Consider the following 20,974-nt stretch of genomic DNA (forward strand, 5'->3'; position numbering starts at 1 on the left):
GCGTTCTAGCGGCTGAGGGCGTCGCCGAGCGGTATCTCGCCGGTCTCGCGCAGGATGCGGGCGATGCGCTGGCCGTAATGTGCCACTAGCTGCTCGCCGAGCTCGGCGGTGCCCAGGGGAGCGTTGCCGACCACCCCGCCGGGATGCAGGTCCTCGGCCAGCCAGGCGAAGGCGGCCTCGCCCTCAGGGCCCAGCAGCAGCCCTTGCCCCTCCATGACCTCGCCCCGTGAATGGGGCTGGTCCAGCTTGTCGAGGCGCACCTTGTGCGGGGCCAGATGGCGCATCATGGCGGTCTCCAGCGCGCCGCCATGAAGCCCGTGGCGCAGCTCGTCGACGGGCAGGCTGGCCTCGGGCAGGTCATCCGGTAGCGGCATTCTCGTGTAGTGGACCTTGACCACCAGCATGCCGTGCCGGCGGCGCAGTCTCAGGGCGGCCAGGTCGATCACCGCCTTGTTGCCGCCGTGGCTATTGATCACGACCAGGCGCTCGAGGCCGGCATGCGCGACGGCGTCGCCATGGGCCTCCAGAGTGGCTATGGCCAGTTCGGGCGGCAGGCTGAGGGTGCCGGGAAAGCTCAGGTGCTCGTCGCTGGCGCCTATCGCCATCGACGGCAGTCGCACCAGCGGGAAGGGCTCGGAAAGGAGAGTCAGCGCCTTCTCAAGCAGCCCTTCACCAATATCCAGGTCGGTGGAGAGCGGTAGATGGTCGCCGTGCTGTTCGATGGCGCCCACCACCATGACGGCCACGCCATGGCGCGGCAGGGTCGCTATCTCGTCACTGGTGAGATCCTGCCAGCGGGGGCTGAGGATGGGATCACTCATGGCGTGTGCGCTCCGTGTCGTATCGATGATCGATGGCATGTGCGATGTGCCGCGCATAGAGGTCGCCCGAGGCGAGCCCGTCGGCACCTGCGGCCAACCAGTCGCGCGTGGCCGCCGCTGAACGCCAGGCGGCCCACGTGAACCGCCGCTGCTCGCCGGCAATGACGTTGAACTGGTAACTCCCCAGTTCCTCCAGCCGTGCCACGCAGCGCTCGGCCACGTCCAGGGCGCCGGCCACGAACTCCACCGAGACCCCGGCGATGGGCTGCGTCAGTCCGGCCAGTACCTCGGCCTCGAAGCCCTCCACGTCGATCTTGCAGAAGCGCGGCAACCCATGGTCGGCAATCAGCGTGTCGAGCGTGGTCACCGGAACGCGCTGGCGACCCTGCCAGCGTACCTTGCGAAAACCGGCGTTGCGCTCGCCGATGTCACGGCGCCATTCATGGGCCAGGGTGGAGACCGTCGGCGTCGCCTCGCTGACCGCCAGCTCGGCTGTCCCGGGCGTGGCACCCGCCGCACAGGGCAGCAGGGTGACGCCGCGGCGTCGACCCACCAGGCGCTTCAGCCAGGGAAACAGCACCGGCTGCGGCTCGAGCGCGATCACGCGGGCGCCCAGCGCCTGGAAGGCCGCGGTGCGATCGCCCAGGTGAGCGCCGATGTCGAACACCAGGTCGTCAGGACCGATGAACTCGGCATAGAGCCGCTGCAGGCCTCGCTGGCGGCCCGGCCGCCAGTAGATCAGCAGTGAACGGGCCAGGCCCAGGTAACGTGGCAGATGATAGGCCGCGGTGACCAGTCGGCTGGGCATGAGGGGGCTATCGGCATGCTTCATTCGGATTTCGCCTTGACATGGTGGCTCGCCTGGCGCGTCGACCCGGCGGGCGTCGCCTCGCACGGCGACACAGCGGCTCGGGGTGGCCAGCGGGAAAACGACTGCAGGGGCATCTCGCCGGGCGATTCCGGCGGCGGGGGCGCCAGGTGGGCCCCGGCCGGGCTGAACGCGGCTGTTGCTGGCTGCTGCAGTAGCCGGCTGGGTGTCACCTCCGCCGGCGCCTTCAGCAGGCCGGCGCGGAAGAGCCGACGGCCATGGGCGAGGCTGCTGGTTATCCTGACCAGTGGTGCGGCCATCAGCAGGCCCAGCCAGACGGGCGCGAGCCACCAGAAGAACAGCGGGGCGAGCAGGTAGGTCGACCCGGCCCATAGCGCGCCGACCAGGGTTGTGAGCCAGGTATGGCGAAACGCCTTGCCCCAGGGGACCGCTCGCCCCTCGCGAATCTGGGCGTCCCAGCTGACCCGTCTGCCGCCAAGAACGCCCAGGATGAACCCGCTGTGCAGCAGCATCATGACCGGGGCGATCAGCACGGCGATGGCCATTTCCAGCAGGCTGCTGGCCAGCAGGGAGGCTCTGCCGCCGAAGTCGTGGGGTCGCTGAATGAGTGCTAGCAGCAGGCCCAGCACCTTCGGCAGCATCAGTACCAGCGCCGTACTGAATAGCAGCGGCATGATCAGGTCGGGCGTGTTGACGGGCCAGTCGGGAGAGAGCTGATAGCCGGCACTGAAGAAGTCATGGCGACCCTGGGCCCGACCGATGGCGTCCAGGGTGCCGATGAGCAGCATCACTCCCCATAGCAGCGAGGTCAGATAGGCCAGCGCGCCGAACAGGAAATGCAGGCGGCTCATGAGCGGCAGGCCGGCAGCGCCGAGCAGCCGCAGATGCTGCAGGTTGCCCTGTATCCAGCGCCTGTCGCGCTTGGCGAACTCGAGGATATTGCTGGGGACCTCCTCGAAGCTGTCACCGAGCCGCGTCTCCAGATGGACCTCCCAGCCGGCCCGGCGCATCAGCGCCGCCTCGACGAAGTCGTGGCTGAGTATCTCGCCACCCAGCGGCGGCTTGCCGGCCAGTTCCGGCAAGCCGCAACTGGCCATGAAGGCTCGGGTGCGCAGGATGGCATTGTGGCCCCAGAAGTTCGCGCCATGGCCCTGCCAGAAACATTGTCCGGTGGCGAGCAGGGGACTGTGCAGGGCCGCGGCGAACTGGATGAAGCGCCCGAAGACGCTGGCCGAGCGGACCGGAATGGGGACCGTCTGGATCAGGCCGATAGCGGGGTTGGCCTGCATGGTGGCCACCAGTGCCACCAGCGTTCGGCCGCCCATGAGGCTGTCCGCGTCCAGTACCACCAGGTAGTGGTAGCGATGGCCCCAGCGCCGGCAGAAGTCTGCCAGGTTGCCGGCCTTGCGACCGTGGTTGGCTTCGCGGCGGCGATAGTGGACCACCAGCCGAGGGGCGAGTCGCTGTTGCAGGCCCGCGATGGCGGTTTCCTCCCGGCGGGCGATCGCCTCGTCCTGGGTATCGCTCAGCACGAACACCTCGAAGCCCTTGGCCTGGGGCTGATCGAGCAGCGAACGACAGGTGCTTTCCAGGCCGGCCACGACACGCCTGGGATCCTCGTTGTAGATGGGCATCACCAGTGCCGTATGGTGTTTCCCCGGCTCTCTCACCCCGGGTTGGGACGCGAGGCGGGCCAGGGTCAAGGGATCACGACGCGTCAGCTGCAGCAAAAAGCCGATGATCGCCGTCCAGAAGGCGATGGTGATCCAGCCGAAGGTGATCACGAACAGGCCGAGAATGATGCCCTGCAGCAGCGTGATGCCGTTGACGCGCAGGATCTCGACCATGGCCGCGCTACCCAGGGCGGTCGTGGCGAGCACCAGCAGGGTCACGCCTACCTGCCGCGCGGCCAGCCAGGGCACGCGAGGCGAGCGGTCAGCGAAGTTCATCGGGGTTCCAGATATAGTTCCAGGTTTCGCTCATGGGCGCATCGCGCAGCGTCAACCCCAGGCGCATGTCCACGGGACGCCTCCCCTCGGGCTGCACCCTGAAGGAGGCGCGCCAGGTGTCGCCGTCGGGCAGGCGCTGCACCGTTACCTGCCGGGCCTGGCCGCTCGAGAGCTCGAGTTCGGCGACCACCGGGTGGGTGTCGTCCAGGCTCGAGAGCTCCCCGCCACGGAAATCGACCACGAACTGACGGAGGCTGCGCGGCGGTGGGTCACGCTGGCCTGGAACGGCCCCCCAGCCTTGTCGGGTGCGCAGGGTCTGGGCCAGGGCCTGCTCGGGATGTCGGGCATCGAAGGTCGCGAGCCGGTAGCGATAGGTGCGCGACTCGCCCGCTGCGAGCGGCTGCTCGGGGACCCAGTAGGTGACGATGTTGTCGTGGGTCTCCGAGTCGCTGGGAATCTCGACCAGTTCCACGCTGCCCGTCCCCCAGTCGTCGAGTGGGGCGATCCAGTGGCTGGGGCGCCGCTCGTAGCGGGACTCCATGTCCAGGTAGCGGGCGAAATCTCGGTCTCGCTGGGCCAGGCCGAAGCCCGCGGGATGGGTGTCCTGCAGGCGAGTGACGCGTAGTTCGCGTGGGTTGTTGAGCGGGCGCCAGATCCACTCGCCGGCATGGGTCTGCATCAGCAGGCCCTGGGAATCATGCACCTGGGGACGGAAGTCATCGGCAGGGTAGGGACTGACGTCGCCGTGCATGAACATGCTGGTCAGCGGCGCGATACCCAGCTTCGCCACCTCCACGCGGGCGAACAGGCGTGCCTCGATGTCCACCTCGACCTGCTCGCCGGCATGCACCCGGAAATGGTAAGCCCCGGCGAGCGAGGGGCTGTCGAGCAGGGCGATGATGTCGATATGCGACGCCATCGGCTCGGGCTGTACCAGCCAGAATTCTGTGAAGGCCGGGAACTCTTCACCGCGCGAAGACGCCGTATCGATCGCCAGACCTCGAGCCGAGAGGCCGTATCCCTGATCGCGGCCTACCAGGCGAAAGTAGCTCGCGCCCTGGAAGACCAGGAACTCGTCATGGTAGTCCTCTCGATTGAGGGGGTAGTGCAGGCGAAACCCGGCGTAGCCGGCCCCACTCAGGTCCTGCTCCTTGAGTGGCGCGGCCGCGGCGTCGTAGCGAAACAGGGAGGGCTGGAAGGGCAAAGGCCGAGGCTGCCCGTCCTCGATCAGATTCAGGCGGACCGGTCGCTCGAACAGGAAGCCCGTGTGGAATAGCTGGAGCGAGAATAGCGCCTCGCCCCGCCACACGGCGGCCTCCGGGCGAAAGCGAATCGCACGATAGGCATCATAGTCGAGATCACGCAGTGCGCGGGGTAGATTGCCGGCCGGGTCATCGAAAGGTGATGCCGCGAGCTGGCGAGCGCGCTGCGTGACGTCGGCGAAGATCTCGGATGCATCCGGAGCGGGCGCAGCCCAGCTCGCAGGCGTGATGCTGGCGATAAGCAGGCCGCTGGCCAGCCACCATAATGGCGACAAGGGTGGGGGCACGGCGTGATCCTCCTTGAACGATGTCTCTCGACGAGATGGTAACGGGCCCCATAACCGGTTGTCGGGACTCAGCTATACAAACATTATACACTGAGCGCGCTCTGGTCCATCTGTCCCGGTGAATGCCCATGTCGTTACCTTCTGGAATCCGCTGGTGCTTGAGTCTGGTGATGCTCAACGTCGTGTTGCTGGCACCAGTATGGCTGTTGCACGGCGGCCCGAGACAGCACTGGATGGCCCTCGAGGCGTTCCTGCTGGCGGGGGGACTGGCGTTGCTGCCATCGGCCGGTCGGTTCGTCGGGCTGCGTTGGTCGCTGGTCGCGCTGATCATGACAGTGTTGCTGGTCGGCCTGGGAGACGTGGCGACCCACCTGGCGTTCGGACGTTCACTGAACCTCTACTTCGATCTTCCCCTGCTGCGTTCGGTCTTCCACCTGCTCGAGGGCAATCTGGGGGGCCCGGTCGCTAGCCTGATCAGCCTGCTCGGCTTGATCCTGCTGGCTGTCACGGCCTGGCTGCTGGCGAAGATGCTCGCGAGCCTGCAGGGCAGGGCGCGCCGACCGCGCGCGGTGGTCGGCGCCTGGGGGATGCTGGCGGTGAGTGGCATGCTGATCCTCGCCGAGTTTGACGAAGTCCGACCGCTGCCGGTGGCCCGTACGCCCCTGCTGGATACCCTGCAGTTCCAGGGGCAACAGTGGATCGAGACGCGCCGTGCCCACCGCGACTTCGCCGAGCGCATGGCGTCGTCCCCCGTTCAGGAGACCGCCTTGCCGGGGCTTGCCGGGCGCGATGTGGTGCTGGTCTTCGTGGAGTCCTACGGCATCTCGGCGCTGTTCGATGATCGCTATGCGCGGGTGCTGGACCCGCGCCTTGATGGCATGGCCGAGCGCCTCGACGCCGCCGGTCTCTCGGTGGCCTCTGGCCTCCTGGACTCGCCGATCCGCGGTGGTCAGTCGTGGCTGGCCCATGCCACGCTGCTGAGCGGTCTGCGCATCGACAACTCGCTCTGGTATCGCCTGATGCTGGACAGTGAGCGCACGACCCTGGTCGATGACTTTCGCGCCACCGGCCACCGCACCCTCGCGGTGATGCCGGCCATTACCATGGCCTGGCCGGAGGGCCGGGCCTACGGGTTCGACGAGATCCATGCCGCGGCGGACCTCGAGTATGCCGGCCCGCCGCTGAACTGGGTGACGATGCCAGACCAGTACACCCTGCACCATTTCCAGACGCAGATCCGCAACGGTTCAGCAGCCTCCCAGCACGCTGAGTCGGCGCCGCTCTTCGCCCAGCTCGCGCTGATCAGTAGCCATGCGCCCTGGACACCCATCCTGCCGGTGCTCGACGACTGGAGCGCGGTGGGTGACGGCAGCGTCTTTGCCCGCTGGGAAGACGCCGGCGAATCACCCGATCAACTCTGGCAGGACCTGGAACGGGTGCGCGACCACTACGCCCGGTCACTGGACTATGCGCTGGGGGCCAGCCTCCGCTGGGCCGAGGATTTCGTGGACCAACAGACCCTGATGATTCTGCTGGGGGACCACCAGCCAGCGCCCCTGATCACCGGCGACAACGCCAGTGGCGCCGTCCCGGTGCATGTCATCAGCGGTGACGCCGGTCTGCTCGAGCCCTTTCATGCACGAGGCTTTGTGTCCGGTCTCCATCCACCGCGTCCCGACGGCTATCCTGATGGCGAGGTGGCAGGTCAGCAGGCCCTGCGCGGCTGGCTTCATGAGGCGTTCGGTGTGAAGGAGACAACGGGTGAATAATTCGGGAGGCAAGATGTCACGAGAGTCCACGATAATGGCGCGGTGTGCCGCGACGACCGCGGCAATGCTGCTTTTCAGCCTGCTCGGCCTGACCGGCGCTTCTGCCGCCGAGACCTGGGAGCTCGACCGCGAGGCGAGCCGTATTGAAATGATCGGCACCGCCGACGGCCGCGAGGCGGTCACTCGTGTCGAGGACTTCGACGTCGACCTTGACGGCGACCTGGATCAGCCGGGGGAGGGCCATGTCGTGCTGACCCTTCGCTCGGAAAGCATCACCGGCGGCAACGACATCGTCGATGGCATGCTGCACGGGCACAACTGGTTCGACGTCGAGAACTACCCTGAGATCGTCTTGCGCAGTACCGACATCCAGGCGCCGGCCGCCGGCGAGCTGCGCATCGAGGGCGAGCTCGAGCTGCGCGGCGAGACCTACCCGCTGACGGTGCCGGTGAACTGGACGCGGCAGGGCGATCGGGTCAGCGTCAATGGCCGCCTGACCCTGGACCGCACCGATTTCGACATGGGACGCGGTGCCTGGCGCTCCGAAGGCACGGTTAAACATGAGGTCCACGTCGACTTCACCATCGAACTGCTGGCGCCATCGCCCTCCTGATGCTGACGGCGAGTCGCCTCGCTCCCCCTGTGACCCTGGCTGCTGGCGGCCTCTTCAGGAGCCGCTGGCGGTGCGGGCAGCCACCACGGAGATTTCTACCAACAGCTCCGGGCTCGCCATCCGTGCCTCGACACAGGCCCGTGCCGGTGCCTTCCCTTCGGGTACCCAGGCGTCCCATACGCGGTTCATCTCCTCGAAAAGCGCCATATCTTTCAGATAGAGGGTGGCGGAGAGCAGGTGGTCACGGTCGCTGCCTGCCGAGGTAAGCAAGGCATCGACCTTGGCCAGCATGGTTTCGGTCTGGCCGATGATGTCGGTCTTCCTGTCTTCCGCGACCTGACCGCAGAGGTAGATGGTGTCATTGTGGATGACGGCGCGACTCATGCGCGTCCCGACGTCCTGGCGTTCAATAGGCATCGCAAGTCTCCTAGGTTGGGTGATGGTCACTCCGCGATATCCGCGAGTTCGCCCAGGGTGAGCGGTTTGATCGGCGGGCGGATGTGGTAGTAGCCGACGGCATCGATGGGCAGGCCAGATCGGTCGGCCAGTATCTGCGACACCGTCAGACCGCAAAGGCGCCCCTGACAGGGGCCCATGCCGGCCCGGCAGAAGGCCTTTGCCTGATTGGGGCCCCGGCAGCCCGCGTCGGCGATCTGGCGAAGCTCGCCAGCCGTGACCTCCTCGCAGCGGCACACGATGGTGTCGTCCTCGGGCACCTGGAATGAGCGGGCGGGTTGGTAGAGCACGTCCAAAAAGGGGCGGATGACGTGCTGGGGACTCAGTCGCCGGAAAATCGGTGCTGATCTCTTATCGCGCTCCGCTTCCTCCAGCCGCTCCAGTTGCCTGGCAATCTGCAACACCGACAGCCGCCCGGCTTCCTCCGCCGCCTGGGCCCCGGCAATGCCGCTTGAGTCGCCTGCCACGAAGATGCCGGCTCGGGAGGTCTCGCCCCAGGCATCGACCCGGGGCGCCCAGCACTGCTGGTGTGCGTTCCAGTCGTGCTCGAGCTCCAGTGCCCGGGTGAGCTGCACGTTGGGCACGACACCTTGATGGACCAGAAGCGTGCGGCAGTCGAGTTGGTGCTCGATGCCCTTCCGGCGATAGTGCACCTTGCTGACCTGGTCCCCCTGTTCCGACTCGGCACGCAGCTCCTCCACACCGGTAATGTGCGGAATCCCCGACCGCTTGAGTGCCCGCAGCAGTCCAACTCCCTTGAAAAGTAGCTTGGGGTTGCGCAGCGCACCGATGCTGTGACGTACCGCGCGGCGGTAGTTATCCCGGGGGGTGGTATCCAGCACGGCGTCGATGGGAACGCCTGCATGAGTCAGCTGGGAGGCTACGAGCAGCAGGAGAGGGCCACTGCCGGCCAGCACCAACGGTGTCGGTGGCACCATCGCGCTAGACTTGAGCAGCACCTGGGCGGCGCCGCAGGTCATGACACCAGGCAGTGTCCAACCCGGAAAGGGCACGGGTCTCTCCTGGGCGCCGGTCGCGACCAGCAGCCGTCGCGCGTGGACCTGCTGACTGCGGCCACGGCGTGAGACGTTGAGCGTCAGGTCTTCATCGACCCCCCACACCGTAGTGCCGGGAAGGTAGTCAATAGCCGCGGCCTGCATAGCCTCAAGGAGCACGCGGCCCTGGTAGTAGTCAGCGCCCAGCACCCCCTCATCAGCCAACGGGGCGCGTCCGATGGCGCGATAGATCTGCCCACCCGCTTCCTCCTGCTCATCAAGAAGTGCCGTGTGCAGCCCGAGTCTTCCCGCTTCGGCGGCGGCAGCCATGCCGGCGGGGCCTGAACCGATGATTGCGAGATCATAGCGATTCTGGGTCGTGTCGTGATCGCTCATGGGGTGACCTCCTGCGGAGGCTCGTGGATGTCGCGGGCGCCAACCTGACGGTGAATCTGCATCCCCTCCTGGATTCTCACCATGCAGCCCTGCTGGTTGGCCACCCCGTCGATGACCAACAGGCATTCGAAGCACGCGCCCATCAGGCAGTAGGGTGCCCGCTGGCTTCCGCTCGCGGGTGTTGAGCGGGATGGCACCAGGCCGGCTGCCAGCACGGCTGCGGCTGCCGTGTCATGACGGTCGACCTTGATCGCTTGTCCCTCGACGTAGACCGTCGTCGGATCCAACGAGCGCGTGAGAAGGCGTTCAAAGCGTGAAGCGTTCGGCATGAAAAACCTCCATTGAAGCGTCGTCTCGATCGCCGGCGATCCAGTCGGCCAGCGGCCCCTCATGGAAGGCCGCCAGGGTCACCCCACTGTGGCAGGTCACCAGATAGGCGCCGGGACACTGGCTCGAAGCCTGGTAGATCGGGTAGCCATCGGGGGTCATGACGCGAAGCGCGCCCCAGGCGCGGACCAGTTTCACGTCGCGGAGCAGGGGGAACAGCCGTATGGCCCGTTGGGCGATCTTGGCCATGACCTCGGTGGTGGTCCCGCTGTCGAAGCCCACATCCTCCTTGGAATCACCCACCTGGACCGTGCCCTCGCCGGTCTGGCGAACGTGACCAGTGGGATACTCCAGGAAGGGACGAACCCTTTCACCCACGAGCACTTGCCCCCGGTTGGGGGACAACGGTGCTGCCAGGCCCACCTGCGGTGCCAGTTCACGGTTGCCCAGGCCGGCCGCCAGCACGACCCGTTTGCAGGTCCAGTCACCGTTCGGGGCATGCAGCTTGAAGCCCGACGACAGAGGGGCGATCTGCTGGACCCGGCCGGCATTTTCGATGGTGCCACCGAGCGCCTTGAAGCGTTCCGTCAGGGCACGTAACAGCAACAGCGGGTTGACGTGGCCGTCTTCCGGGCACCAGGTGGCACCGGCCACGGTGTCGCCTATCTCGGGAATCTTCTCCCTCACCTGCTGCAGGTCGAGTGTTTCGTAGGGATAGTCGCCATCGGCGGCATCGCGCATCTTGGCCAGCATGCCGTCGCGGGCCTCGAGTTCCTGTTCGGTCAGGCAGAGGTACAGGCCGCCACGTTGTTGCAGTTGCACATCGATGCCCGTGGTGTCCTGAAGCTGGGTAGCGAAGGCAGGCCACAATCGTGCAGAGAGGCGTGTGATATCGGCATATTTCGGCAGGGTGTCTCCTTTCCCTTGTACCCATACCAGACCGAAATTACCCCTTGAGGCGCGCAATGCCACATCACCTTCATCAAGCACGGCAACGCGCAGTCCATTGCGTTGCAGTCCCAGTGCCACCGCTAAACCGACCAGACCGCCGCCTATGAGGCAGACGTCAGCGGTACGCGTCCCCTGCATCGTGGGTTGCGTCATGGTGAGTCCTTGCGTTGTTCCGGTAGGATAATGGGTCCGGCCGCATGGCCGGACCATGAAGCGGATCAGCGAAGGGCGCGGTCCAGTACATCGTTCGCCCAGTCGGCGCCGATATCGTCGAGAATGACGGGCCACACTGTCTCGCGGACGATTTCCGCATGCTTGGCGATCTGCTCATCAGAGACCGAAATGATGGTGGCACCCGACTCCTCTAGCAGCTTCTCGTTGCGAGCCTGGTCGGCTTCTGCGTTCTCCCAGCGGCTTTCCTCGAAGCGTTTTGCGGCGTCCGACAAGGCCGTCTGCTGGGCGTCGGTCAGGCCGTCATAGGTTGGCTCGTTGATCAGCAGGTACCACATCTCGAAGTGGGTGTTGAGCGGCAGGTAATATTCCGTCACATCGCGGAAGGACGCATAGTATCCTTCTGCACCTGACCCCATGATGCCATCAACAACCCCGGTCTGAATGGCGGTAAAAGCATCGGAGAAGGGCAGAGGCGAGCCGATATACCCGATGTTGTCCGCCATCAACTGGAAGGACTTCATCGGCGGAACCCGCAGTCTGGCACCCTTGTCCACTGTCGGGTCTGCAGGGTTTTCTACGTCGGTATTCAGTGCAACGCCGCCGAAGTATACCGGCCAGGCGCCCAGCACATGGATATCCTGATCCGCATAGAGCTCCTCGACCGTCTCGCGCATTGGCGCACCGTCCGTGAAGGTTTTTTCTGCGTGCTCCCAGGTCTGAACGAGATAGGGAAGGTAGGCCAGTTGGAAGCGACGGTCGACCTCGGAAGAGGGCGGCTGGACAGCCATATCCACCGAGCCGATGCTGAGCCCTTCCTGTACCGTGGTGTAGTCGCCAAGGGCGCTTGCAGGGAAGAGTCGTACATTCACGGCTCCATCGGTCGCACTTTTCACCTCCTCGGCAAAGGCGCGAGCGTCCTTGTCGATTGCCGTGCCCTCGGGGCGGACATGCGACAGTTGCAGTGTGGCTGCTTCGGCCATGGTGGTGATGGAAGCTGACATGGCAACAGCAGCCGTCAGGATTTTCATTGATGGCATTTTCATTGTTTTCTCCACTCTTGCATTGCGGGTGTATTGATCGCAGGGAGTGCGATCGATCAGTAGCCGAACATTCCGGGCAGGAACTCGGAAAGATCGGGCCAGGCTGAAACGAGTATCACGACCGGGACGTAGCCGAAGAAAATCAGGGTCATGGCAGGCTTAACCACCTCGGTGAACTTGACTTTGCCGATTCGCGCACCGAGGTAGAGGATGCTGGCGTATGGCGGTGTCACGCCACCCATGGCGGTGTTGACGCCCATGATGGCGGCGAACTGTACCGGGCTGACGCCCAGGGCTTCCATCAGCGGAAGCAGGAGTGGGCCGGTCAGGATGATAGCGGTTATATCGTTGACCACCATGCCAATACCGAACAGCATCAGGTTGATCATCAACAGCAGGAGGAACTTGTTATCGGTGATCTGGAAGATCATCTCGACCAGTGCCTGAGGGATACCCTCCCGCACGAACAGCTGGCTCAGGATAAGGCTGAACAGGATCATGATCAGAATCGCACCGACGGAGGTAGCGGATTCTTTGCCTGATTCGAGCAGGGTCTTCCAGGTCAGCCCCCGGTAGATCATGAAGCCGACGGGCAGGGCGTAGATGACAGCCACCGCTGCTGCTTCGGTAGGCGTCATGATGCCACCGTAAATCCCGCCGAGAATGATCACGGGCATCAGCAGGGCAGGGAGGGCATGGATGGTGCGACGCCCCGCATCGCGAACTCGCTGGTCGAAGTTCATCGGCTCGTCGAGTATCAGATCGAACTTGCGCGACATGACCATGTTGACGATGCAGAAATTGACCATGATCAGCAGTCCCGGTCCCAGAGTGGCCAGGAAGCTTGCCAAGATAGAGGTGTCGGTTACCCAGCCATAAACAATCATGGTGACGCTGGGAGGAATAAGAAGGCCGAGGATCGAGGAGTTCGCAATCAGCGCGGTGGAGTACGCACGGGGATACCCCTTGCGTTCCATCTCAGGAATCAGGATGGGGCCAATGGCAGCAATGCCGGTCAGACCACTGCCGGAAATGGCGCCAATGATGGCGCAGCTGATCGATGCCATAACGCCAAGCCCACCGCGAATGCGTCCTACGAAGACATTGACGAACTTGAGGAGGCTCGACGCGATACCACTAACGCTCATCAACGTGCCGGCAAAGACGAAGAGGGGGATCGCCAACAGGATCGGGTTGGTAAGCTGGCTGAAGCCCCACATCATCATGCCCCGCATGGTGGACTCTCCGATCATGGTCATGACCATGAGCGCCGCACCAAAACAGTAGGGAAGGGGGACGCCGAGCGTCAGCATCAGGATCAGTACGGCAAATGCCAGAAGGGCTATCTCAATCATTGTTCCTGTCCTTCTTGTTATCAGTCAGTACCTTGAATTCCTGAACTTCTGCGGTTTCGGGGTAATCGGGATCGCCACTCGGGTGATCCGGAGCCTGGCGAATGCCGAACAGGTAGCCGAGATTGCGCAGCAAGTGCCACACGGTAAAGATGATCATCAGGAACAGGCCGACCATCAGGGCGGACTCGTAGATGATGGTGGGGATATAGAGCGTGGGGGTGCTCTTGCCGATGCGTGAGGCGTAGCTGAAATAGTCCCAAGCCCAGGTAGCCAGCCAGATCGAGACCACCACACTGATGGTGTCGGCAAGGGCCTGCAGAAAGGCTCTTGCCCGCTCTGTCTTCAAGAAAATGTCCAGCACATTGGCTCTGATCTGGGTGTCCTCACGCGAGGCGTTGACACTTCCTAGCATGTAGAGCCATAGGGTGGGGATCAGCGTGGCCTCTTCGAGGCCCATGACGGGCATCTCAAGGAGGTAGCGGGTGATGACCTGGATAAACTGGCTGCCCGCCACTAGGACGATCAGCAAGGTCAGGGTGTAGCGAAAGAATCGTTCCATAAGGCCTTCTCGCGTTTTGTGTTTGTCTGCCAGGGCCGTGATGTAGCTCATCGACATCTTGGAAGTCGCCATGTATAACATCAAATCGTTTATGTGCATCTGTTGATAACATAGTGTTTTCAAGTTGCCGGGAGCGCACGCATGGCGAAGTTGACGTACCGACAGATCGAAGCCTTCCGGGCGGTCATGATCAGTGGCACCACCAGTGGGGCGGCGGAGATCCTCTATGTCTCGCAGCCAGCCATCAGTCGCTTGCTGGCGGACTTCGAGGAGACGATCGGCGTCAAGATGTTCGAACGACAACGGCGCCGGCTGAGCCCCACCCCAGAGGCGCGCTTTTTCTACGAGGAAGTGGAGCGGGCCTTTGTCTCTCTGGAGAAGCTCTCTCGCGCGGCGGAGGAACTCAGGGAATTTCACCTGGGAACCTTGCGCATCGCTTCCATGCCGGCCGTGTCGGTAGAGTTTCTCCCGGCCTTGACCGATCAGTTCTGTCAAGCGCATCCCGGTGTGTCCGTCACTCTTCAGGTACGCAGCACGCAGCAGGTGGCCGACCTGGTGGCCAGTCAGCACTTCGATCTGGGGGTGATTTCGGGCATAGAACTCAACGACCCGGCTATCGAGGCCAGGGTCCTCGCTGACAGCCGCCTGGTCTGCGTGTTACCGCCCGGCCATCGGCTGGCTGATCGAAACGTCATCCTGCCCCGAGACCTGGAGGGAGAGATCTTCGTGTCACTGGGCTCGGAGCAGAGCATCCGCCACAAGATCGATAGCGTCTTCGAACGTGAGGGCGTGAGCCGCCAGTTGATGATCGAGACTCAGCTACATTACGCCGCATGCGCCTTCGTGCTCGCTGGCAGCGGCGTCTCCTTGGTCGACCCCATTACGGCTTGGCACTATCGGCGGCTCGGCCTGGTCGTGACGCGCTTCGAACCGAGGGTGCCTTACCGATACAGTATGATCTTCCCCAAGCAGAGGGGGCAGTCGGGGCTGACCAGGGCGTTCCTGGAGCTGCTGGATAATTCGCTCGTGGAGCTCGAGGAAGCGTCGGCCGGCCTGTTTGAGAGGCAGGTGCCGCCTGGATAGCCAGGTGTATCAGCGGCCAGCGGTGGGTCCTGGCGGCGGGGATGTCAATAGAGCCGAAAACGCTTGAAGTCCGGGCGACCCTCGGCTTCCTGGGGGGTCTTGCGAAAGCGCTTGTACTCCCACTGGTACTGGGCCGGGTCCAGGGCGATGGCGGCTTCCACGCTGGCGTTGACGCCGGTGGCCGAGGTGATCTCGTCCGCGGAGTAGACCCGCTCGTCGGCGGCCAGGAAATGCACCGCGTACCCCTTGCCGGGCAGGCGCAGCGCGACGCCGGTGACGACCCGTGCTTCGGTGCGTGCCACCAGCTTGGGCAGCAGGGTGGCGGTGTAGGCGAGCCGCTCATGGAAGGGGGCGAACACGCCACTGCCCCAGTCGGGTTCCTGGTCAGGCAGGATGCCCACCGCCTCGCAACGCTTGAGTGCCTTGAGCAGGGCCGCCACGCCTCGCGCGTTGGTGGGCACCAGATGTGCCCCGCGGCGCTCTCGGCCCTGGCGAATGATCGGGTCCAGCGGGGCGAGTTTGGGCGGTTCGTACATGGCGGTGAACGGAAAGTGGCCGGAAAGCCAGAAGTTGAGCACCTCCCAGTTGCCGAAGTGGGGAGCCAGCACGATCACGCCGCGCCCCTCGGCCCGGGCCTCATCGAGCAGTTCGCGGCCATGCACCGCGAGGATCGCCGCCTCGACCCGCTCGGGGGCACCCATCCAGGCAAACCCCAGTTCGAGCATGGTGGCGGTTGAGTGGGTCAGGCTCTGTCGGCAGAGCCTGTGGCGCTCGGCCGGTTGGCGGGACGGGTAGACCTCGGCAAGGTTGGTTCGGGTGACCTGACGCTCTCGGCGGCTCAGGCGCTCCACCAGCGGGCCCACCAGCCGCGCCAGTCGCCACAGGGTAGTGAGACGGCGGCCGGCGAGACTGCGCCACAGGGTCGCAATGGCGCGGGCCATGAAGGCGCTCGAGCGGGACTCACCTGCGTCCATGGATCAAATCCACCAGGTATCCACGTTTTCCGGTGCGCGTTTCTCGTTGAGGGCCTTGAGCCCCTTCACGCAGCGAATCACCAGCCAGACCACCGCGGCCAGCCAGGTGAGAAAACCGATGAGCACCAGGGTCAGCAGGCCGGAAATACCGAAATAGAGTAGGGCGATCCAGAAGGTGCGGATCTGGTAGCGGTAGTGCTCATCGAGCCAGGTCGGCCCATTGCCACGGTAGACGTAGGCAATCACCACGCCGACCAGCGAAGTGAGGCCGCCGGTGACCATGCCGGCCAGGTGCAGCACATACACCACGATGGGAATCGTGGTATCCGGAAGGGGGCCCTGCTCGGTGACGGGGCGGTTGTCGTCTTGCGGAAGGTGGTCGCTCATGTCGCATCTCTGAAGATCGATTTTGACGCCAATCATACCGGTCAAGCACGGCAATGCCACGGGGTGTCAGTCGCTGCGGTGCTTCACCGGGCGGCTGATCTCCAGCAGGTTGCCGTCCGGGTCGCGCAGGTAGAGCGAGTTGATTTCGCCGGTCGCGCCCTGGCGGGCGACCGGGCCGAGCTCCACCTCGACGTCGAGCGCCTCCAGGTGGCGCTGGACCTCATCGAGCGGCAGCAGGCTGCGCAGGCAGAGGTCCAGGCTGCCCGGTGTGGGCGTGGCGGCACGTGGCGTCACGTCGGTGGCGGTCCAGTGCAGCCGCAGTGCCACGTCGCCCAGCATCAGGTCGACGCGCTCACGGTCGCGATAGCGCACTTCCAGTCCCAGCACCCGCGAGTAGAAATCGACGGCACGGGAAATGTCGGTCACGGTGATGACCAGGTGGTCCAGACCTGACAGCATTCGGGGCTCCTTGCGGGGGTTCTGGCGAAGCAGGGGATTCTGGGAAACATGTTCGGGTACAGAGGATACGATGATGCTGACCTGTCCGCTATGTGGGACCACCGACACCGGACACTTTCACCGTGACGCACGTCGCGATTACCGCCGCTGTCAGCACTGCGCGCTGGTGTTCGTGCCACCCCACCAGCGGCTCGGGCCGGCGCAGGAGCGGGATGTCTATGATCAGCACGAGAATGCGCCGGATGATCCCGGCTACCGTCGCTTCCTGTCGCGGCTGTTCGACCCGCTGAGCCAGCGACTGCCGCCCGGTGCCCGGGGGCTGGACTTTGGCGCCGGCCCGGGGCCGACATTGTCGGTCATGTTTGAGGAGGCGGGCCACCCGATGGCGATCTATGATCCTTTCTACTCACCCGACACGAGTGTGCTGCAGCGCGAGTACGACTTTATCACTGCCACTGAAGTGGCCGAGCATCTGTTCGAGCCCGGGCGTGAGCTGTCGATGCTCGGCGACAGGCTGGCGTCCGGCGGCTGGTTGGGCCTGATGACCAAGCGCGTCACCAGCCACGACGCCTTCACGCGCTGGCACTACATCCTCGACCCCACCCATGTGGTGTTCTTCAGCGAGGCGACTTTCATATGGCTGGCCGGCTACCTGGACATGCAGGTCGAGTTCCCGGCGCCGGATGTGGCACTGCTGCAGAAACGTTAGCAATATCATCATTGGGCATGGACATGATAAGTATCGCGTAGGCCGGATAAGCCGAAGGCGCATCCGGCGTTACAAAACGATTGACTCGCCGCCGACCGGGAGTATGATTCGCGCGCTCACGATGCCTGAAGCATCGTAACCGATGCCGCTGAGCGGGCACTTCAGGACACTCTCTGCCACGCTTTTTTCCTTAACACCTGCTGCTGTGAGGCCCTTCATGTCGCGGCATCTGCTGGCCATGGCCCTGGCTCCCCTCCTGGGGCTTTTCATCCTCGGCATCGGCAACGGTTTCCTGGCCACGGTGATTACCCTGCGCCTGGACGCTGCCGGCGAGTCGGCGGTGGTGATCGGCTGGGTCTCCTCGGCCTACTTCATCGGCCTGGCGCTGGGCGCCATGCTCAACGATCGGCTGCTGCTGCGCATTGGCCATATCCGCGCCTACGGCAGCTTCGCCTCGCTGGTGGCGGTCACCGTGCTGTTGCAGGGGCTGGTGGCCGAGCCCTGGGCCTGGTTCACTCTGCGCCTGATCGGTGGCTGGGCCACGGTGGGCGTCTATCTGGTGATCGAGAGCTGGCTGCTGGCCTCAGGCGATGCCAAGGTGCGTGGCCGGCTGCTGGCGCTCTACATGATCTCGCTCTACGCCGCCGGCGTTCTTGGCCAGCTGTTGCTGGGCGTCACCGAGGCCATGGGCGGGGCGGCATCGTTCATGGTGATCGGCATGTTGGCGTCGCTCTCGGTGCTGCCCATGGCGATGATCCCGCGGGTCTCGCCGCTGATCGAGAAGGCCGAGCCGCTGTCGCCGCTGCGCCTGATCACTTTGACACCCACCGGGGTGATGGGCAGCTTCGGCTCGGGCGTGATGGTCGCGGCGGTCTACTCGCTGCTGCCGCTCTATCTGCAACGCACCGGTCTTGCCGTCAGCCAGATCGGCCAGCTGATGGCGGTGGTTGTGCTCGGGGCCATGCTGCTGCAGTACCCGGTGGGGCGCTGGTCGGACCGTCATGATCGGCAGCTGGTACTGATCCTGATCGGGGCCTTCTGCACGCTGATCTCTGCGGCCGTCCTCTGGCTGCCGATGAATGCGTGGCTGCTGGCCGGCTTGCTGTTCCTGCTGGGGGGTGGCGTCTTCTCGCTCTACCCGGTGGCGGTGGGGCATGCCGCCGACCGTGCCCCGGCCGGCGCGCTGGTGCGCATGAGCCAGGGCCTGCTGCTGATCAACGCCATCGGCTCGGCGCTCAGCCCTCCGCTGGTCTCGCCGGTAATGAGCCTGTTGGGCGATGCCGGTCTGTTCTGGGCGTTCGGCGCCATGGGGCTGTTCCTGCTGGCCTTCTTCGGCTGGCGACGCAGCGTGCGTCCGGCGCCGGTGCCGGTGGCGCCCTTCTCGCCCAGCACGCCGATGTCGGCGGCGGGAGCGGAGCTCGCGGTCACCGATGAGTGGCTGCAGGGTGCCATCGAGCACGAGCACGTCGAAGACCTCTCCGGGGTCGTGCCCGAGGTGGCGGTGGCTGAACCGCTGGTGGGGCCGCCACCGCCCAACGAGGCACACATCGCCTACTACGAGGATGGGTCGACCTCCGTCGCGGTCTCGCCGGATGACGAATCGTGTCCTCGCGATAGTCGCTAAAGGCCCAGGCGCCCGCCAACCCCAGGCGGGCGTCTTCGCGTCGACTTAGGGCTAATGGTTAACGAAAAGTAGGGAATCTACTATCGTGGCCTTATTTGACCCTGAGGTGATCCATGACGCCCTACGCTGCCCCCGTCCGCGATGTTCGCTTCGTGCTGGAGGAGATGCTCGAGCACGGCTCGCTGGCTCTGCCCGGTTTCGAGGAGTCCAGCCCCGACCTGGTCGAGGCCGTGCTGGAAGAGGCCGCCAGGCTCTCCGGCGAGGTCTGGGCGCCACTCAATGCCAGCGGTGACCATCAGGGCTGCAGCCGTCAGGACGACGGCAGCGTGACCCTTCCCGACGGTTTTGCCGAGGCCTACCAGGCCTACGCCGAGGGTGGCTGGAACGGCATCGGTGTCGCCGAGTCGCTGGGCGGCCAGGGGCTGCCCGAGGTAGTGGCCAGTGCCGTCCAGGAGATGCTTCACGGCGCCAACATGGCCCTGGGCCTGTGCCCCATGCTCACCGCCGGGGCCATCGAGGCCCTGGCCCACCACGGCAGCGAAGAGCAGCAGGCCATCTATCTGCCGAAGCTGGTGGAGGGCACCTGGACCGGCACCATGAACCTCACCGAGTCGCAGGCCGGCTCGGACCTTTCCAAGGTGCGCACCCGTGCCGTGCCGTGTCCTGAGGAAGAGGGCAATCACTATCGTCTGTTCGGCCAGAAGATCTATATCACCTGGGGCGAACACGATGCCGCCGAGAACATCATTCATCTGGTGCTGGCGCGCAAGCCGGACGCACCCGAGGGCAACAAGGGCATCTCGCTGTTCCTGGTGCCCAAGTTCCTGGTCAACGCCGACGGCAGCCTGGGCGAGCGCAATGACGTCACCTGCGCCTCCCTCGAGCACAAGATGGGCATCCATGGCTCGCCTACCTGCACCTTGAGCTTCGGTGAAGGGAAAGGCGCCATCGGCTATCTGGTGGGCAAGGAGGGCCGTGGCCTCAACCACATGTTCACCATGATGAACGAGGCGCGCCACAAGGTGGGCATCCAGGGCATCGGGGTGGCCGAGCGGGCCTGCCAGCAGGCCTTCGCCTACGCCCTGGACCGCATGCAGGGGCGCAGCCCACGCTCCGGCCGCAGCGACTGCCCCATCAGCGACCATCTCGACGTGCGTCGCATGCTGCTCTCCATGCGTGCCCGCACCGACGCCCTGCGCGCCCTGGCACTTGCCTGCGCCGCCCAGCTTGACCAGGCCCGTCATGCCAGCGATGCCAGCGAGCGTGCGGCCGCGCAGGCGCGAGTCGATGTGTTGATTCCGGTGGTCAAGGCCTTCTCCACCGACCAGGCGGTGGAGATTGCCTCGCTGGGCATTCAGGTACACGGCGGCATGGGCTTCATCGAGGAGGGCGGTGCCGCCCAGCTGCTGCGCGACGCGCGCATTGCCCCCATCTATGAAGGCACCAATGGAATCCAGGCCCTGGACCTGGCGGGGCGCAAGCTGCAGCGCGACGGCGGAGCGGCTCTGGCCGGCCTGATCGGCGACGTCGAGGCCACCGCGGCGGCGCTCGAGCAGACCCCTGAGCTGGCAGCGCTGGGCGAGAGCCTGGCGGCGGGCGCCGGTGACCTGCGCACCGCCATGGCCGAGGTGCTCAAGGCGGGCAGCGATGCCGAGCACGGCGCCGATGCCGTCCAGGCCTATGCGACCCCTTTCCTCAACCTGGCCGGCCACGTGCTGTGTGCCTGGCAGATGGGCGAGGCGGCCCTCAAGGCCAATGCCGCGATAGCCGAAGGCCGCGAGGGACCCGGAGGGCCGGACCCCTTCTACCAGGCCAAGCTGCAGAGCGCCGACTACGCCATTCGCCAATGGCTACCGGTGGGCCGCGCCCAGCGGGCGGTGATCGAGGCCGGCATGGCGAGTCTTGCCGCCTTCGACGCGGCCAGCCAGTGATCTTCCCGCCGCCGGCCTCGCGCC

General features: G+C 65.1%; 20 protein-coding genes. 6 read left to right on the forward strand and 14 right to left on the reverse strand.

The features are described 5' to 3' along the window. Positions 1-5 precede the first annotated feature (5 nt). Genes FHR95_RS14265 through FHR95_RS14280 form a run of 4 tightly spaced genes read right to left on the reverse strand, consistent with a single transcriptional unit; the run spans position 6 to position 5,148 of the window. Positions 6-821, reverse strand: coding sequence for a creatininase family protein (locus tag FHR95_RS14265; protein ID WP_040185788.1), 816 nt, complete (start codon positions 819-821; stop codon positions 6-8). After that, positions 814-1,653 (reverse strand): FkbM family methyltransferase, encoded by an 840-nt coding sequence (locus FHR95_RS14270; RefSeq protein WP_343065226.1) that lies wholly within the window; start codon positions 1,651-1,653, stop codon positions 814-816. The genes FHR95_RS14265 and FHR95_RS14270 overlap by 8 nt, the downstream gene beginning before the upstream one ends. Beyond that, positions 1,650-3,599 (reverse strand): glucans biosynthesis glucosyltransferase MdoH, encoded by a 1,950-nt coding sequence (gene mdoH / locus FHR95_RS14275; RefSeq protein ID WP_183314919.1) that lies wholly within the window; start codon positions 3,597-3,599, stop codon positions 1,650-1,652. Before mdoH ends, FHR95_RS14270 begins: the two co-directional genes overlap by 4 nt. Beyond that, on the reverse strand, positions 3,586-5,148 hold the full coding sequence (locus FHR95_RS14280) for an OpgD/OpgG family glucan biosynthesis protein (protein WP_343065227.1): 1,563 nt from the start codon (positions 5,146-5,148) through the stop codon (positions 3,586-3,588). Before FHR95_RS14280 ends, mdoH begins: the two co-directional genes overlap by 14 nt. A 128-nt stretch (positions 5,149-5,276) precedes the next feature. On the opposite strand from FHR95_RS14280, the gene FHR95_RS14285 reads away from it, so the two are divergent. Further along, entirely contained in the window at positions 5,277-6,917 is a 1,641-nt protein-coding gene (locus FHR95_RS14285; RefSeq protein WP_183314920.1) for an alkaline phosphatase family protein, read from the forward strand. Positions 6,918-6,981: 64 nt separating this feature from the next. Further along, the gene (locus FHR95_RS14290; RefSeq protein ID WP_040185802.1) at positions 6,982-7,530 is read left to right on the forward strand and encodes a YceI family protein; all 549 of its coding nucleotides are present in this window, start codon (positions 6,982-6,984) and stop codon (positions 7,528-7,530) included. 54 nt (positions 7,531-7,584) lie between these two features. Here the strand turns inward: FHR95_RS14290 and FHR95_RS14295 are convergent, their stop codons facing one another. The 7 genes from FHR95_RS14295 to FHR95_RS14325 form a co-directional block, all read right to left on the reverse strand. Continuing rightward, positions 7,585-7,947: a RidA family protein gene (locus tag FHR95_RS14295; RefSeq protein ID WP_183314921.1), complete on the reverse strand. Its 363-nt coding sequence runs from the start codon at positions 7,945-7,947 to the stop codon at positions 7,585-7,587. 26 nt (positions 7,948-7,973) lie between these two features. Then, complete coding sequence (locus FHR95_RS14300) at positions 7,974-9,377, reverse strand: FAD/NAD(P)-dependent oxidoreductase (protein WP_183314922.1); 1,404 nt, start codon at positions 9,375-9,377, stop codon at positions 7,974-7,976. Beyond that, entirely contained in the window at positions 9,374-9,706 is a 333-nt protein-coding gene (locus tag FHR95_RS14305; protein WP_183314923.1) for a (2Fe-2S)-binding protein, read from the reverse strand. The genes FHR95_RS14300 and FHR95_RS14305 overlap by 4 nt, the downstream gene beginning before the upstream one ends. After that, positions 9,684-10,808 (reverse strand): NAD(P)/FAD-dependent oxidoreductase, encoded by a 1,125-nt coding sequence (locus FHR95_RS14310; protein ID WP_183314924.1) that lies wholly within the window; start codon positions 10,806-10,808, stop codon positions 9,684-9,686. Before FHR95_RS14310 ends, FHR95_RS14305 begins: the two co-directional genes overlap by 23 nt. Positions 10,809-10,873: 65 nt before the next feature. Next, positions 10,874-11,872: a TRAP transporter substrate-binding protein DctP gene (gene dctP, locus FHR95_RS14315; protein WP_221199343.1), complete on the reverse strand. Its 999-nt coding sequence runs from the start codon at positions 11,870-11,872 to the stop codon at positions 10,874-10,876. A gap of 53 nt (positions 11,873-11,925) precedes the next feature. After that, positions 11,926-13,224: a TRAP transporter large permease gene (locus tag FHR95_RS14320; RefSeq protein ID WP_183314925.1), complete on the reverse strand. Its 1,299-nt coding sequence runs from the start codon at positions 13,222-13,224 to the stop codon at positions 11,926-11,928. Further along, entirely contained in the window at positions 13,217-13,855 is a 639-nt protein-coding gene (locus FHR95_RS14325; RefSeq protein ID WP_246378610.1) for a TRAP transporter small permease, read from the reverse strand. The genes FHR95_RS14320 and FHR95_RS14325 overlap by 8 nt, the downstream gene beginning before the upstream one ends. Positions 13,856-13,924: 69 nt before the next feature. On the opposite strand from FHR95_RS14325, the gene FHR95_RS14330 reads away from it, so the two are divergent. Continuing rightward, entirely contained in the window at positions 13,925-14,866 is a 942-nt protein-coding gene (locus FHR95_RS14330) for a LysR substrate-binding domain-containing protein (RefSeq protein ID WP_183314926.1), read from the forward strand. A 44-nt stretch (positions 14,867-14,910) separates the two neighbouring features. Here the strand turns inward: FHR95_RS14330 and FHR95_RS14335 are convergent, their stop codons facing one another. The 3 genes from FHR95_RS14335 to FHR95_RS14345 all read right to left on the reverse strand — a co-directional run bounded on the left by FHR95_RS14335 (position 14,911) and on the right by FHR95_RS14345 (position 16,686). Next, positions 14,911-15,840 carry a lysophospholipid acyltransferase family protein gene (locus FHR95_RS14335; RefSeq protein WP_183314927.1) on the reverse strand — a complete coding sequence of 310 codons (930 nt, stop codon included), beginning with the start codon at positions 15,838-15,840 and terminating at the stop codon, positions 14,911-14,913. Between the two features lie 3 nt (positions 15,841-15,843). Beyond that, a complete protein-coding gene (locus FHR95_RS14340; protein WP_183314928.1) occupies positions 15,844-16,227 on the reverse strand; it encodes a DUF4870 family protein in 384 nt (127 codons plus the stop codon). 66 nt (positions 16,228-16,293) lie between these two features. Next, positions 16,294-16,686, reverse strand: coding sequence for a VOC family protein (locus FHR95_RS14345; RefSeq protein ID WP_183314929.1), 393 nt, complete (start codon positions 16,684-16,686; stop codon positions 16,294-16,296). A 70-nt stretch (positions 16,687-16,756) separates the two neighbouring features. On the opposite strand from FHR95_RS14345, the gene FHR95_RS14350 reads away from it, so the two are divergent. The 3 genes from FHR95_RS14350 to FHR95_RS14360 all read left to right on the forward strand — a co-directional run bounded on the left by FHR95_RS14350 (position 16,757) and on the right by FHR95_RS14360 (position 20,950). Beyond that, positions 16,757-17,395 carry a class I SAM-dependent methyltransferase gene (locus FHR95_RS14350; protein ID WP_183314930.1) on the forward strand — a complete coding sequence of 213 codons (639 nt, stop codon included), beginning with the start codon at positions 16,757-16,759 and terminating at the stop codon, positions 17,393-17,395. A 217-nt stretch (positions 17,396-17,612) separates the two neighbouring features. Next, positions 17,613-19,019 carry an MFS transporter gene (locus tag FHR95_RS14355; protein WP_183314931.1) on the forward strand — a complete coding sequence of 469 codons (1,407 nt, stop codon included), beginning with the start codon at positions 17,613-17,615 and terminating at the stop codon, positions 19,017-19,019. Between the two features lie 113 nt (positions 19,020-19,132). Next, positions 19,133-20,950, forward strand: a complete 1,818-nt coding sequence (locus FHR95_RS14360) for an acyl-CoA dehydrogenase (protein WP_183314932.1) — start codon at positions 19,133-19,135, stop codon at positions 20,948-20,950. Positions 20,951-20,974: the final 24 nt, after the last annotated feature.

Origin of the sequence: Halomonas fontilapidosi, assembly GCF_014192285.1 — a bacterium.
GTDB lineage: Bacteria > Pseudomonadota > Gammaproteobacteria > Pseudomonadales > Halomonadaceae > Halomonas > Halomonas fontilapidosi.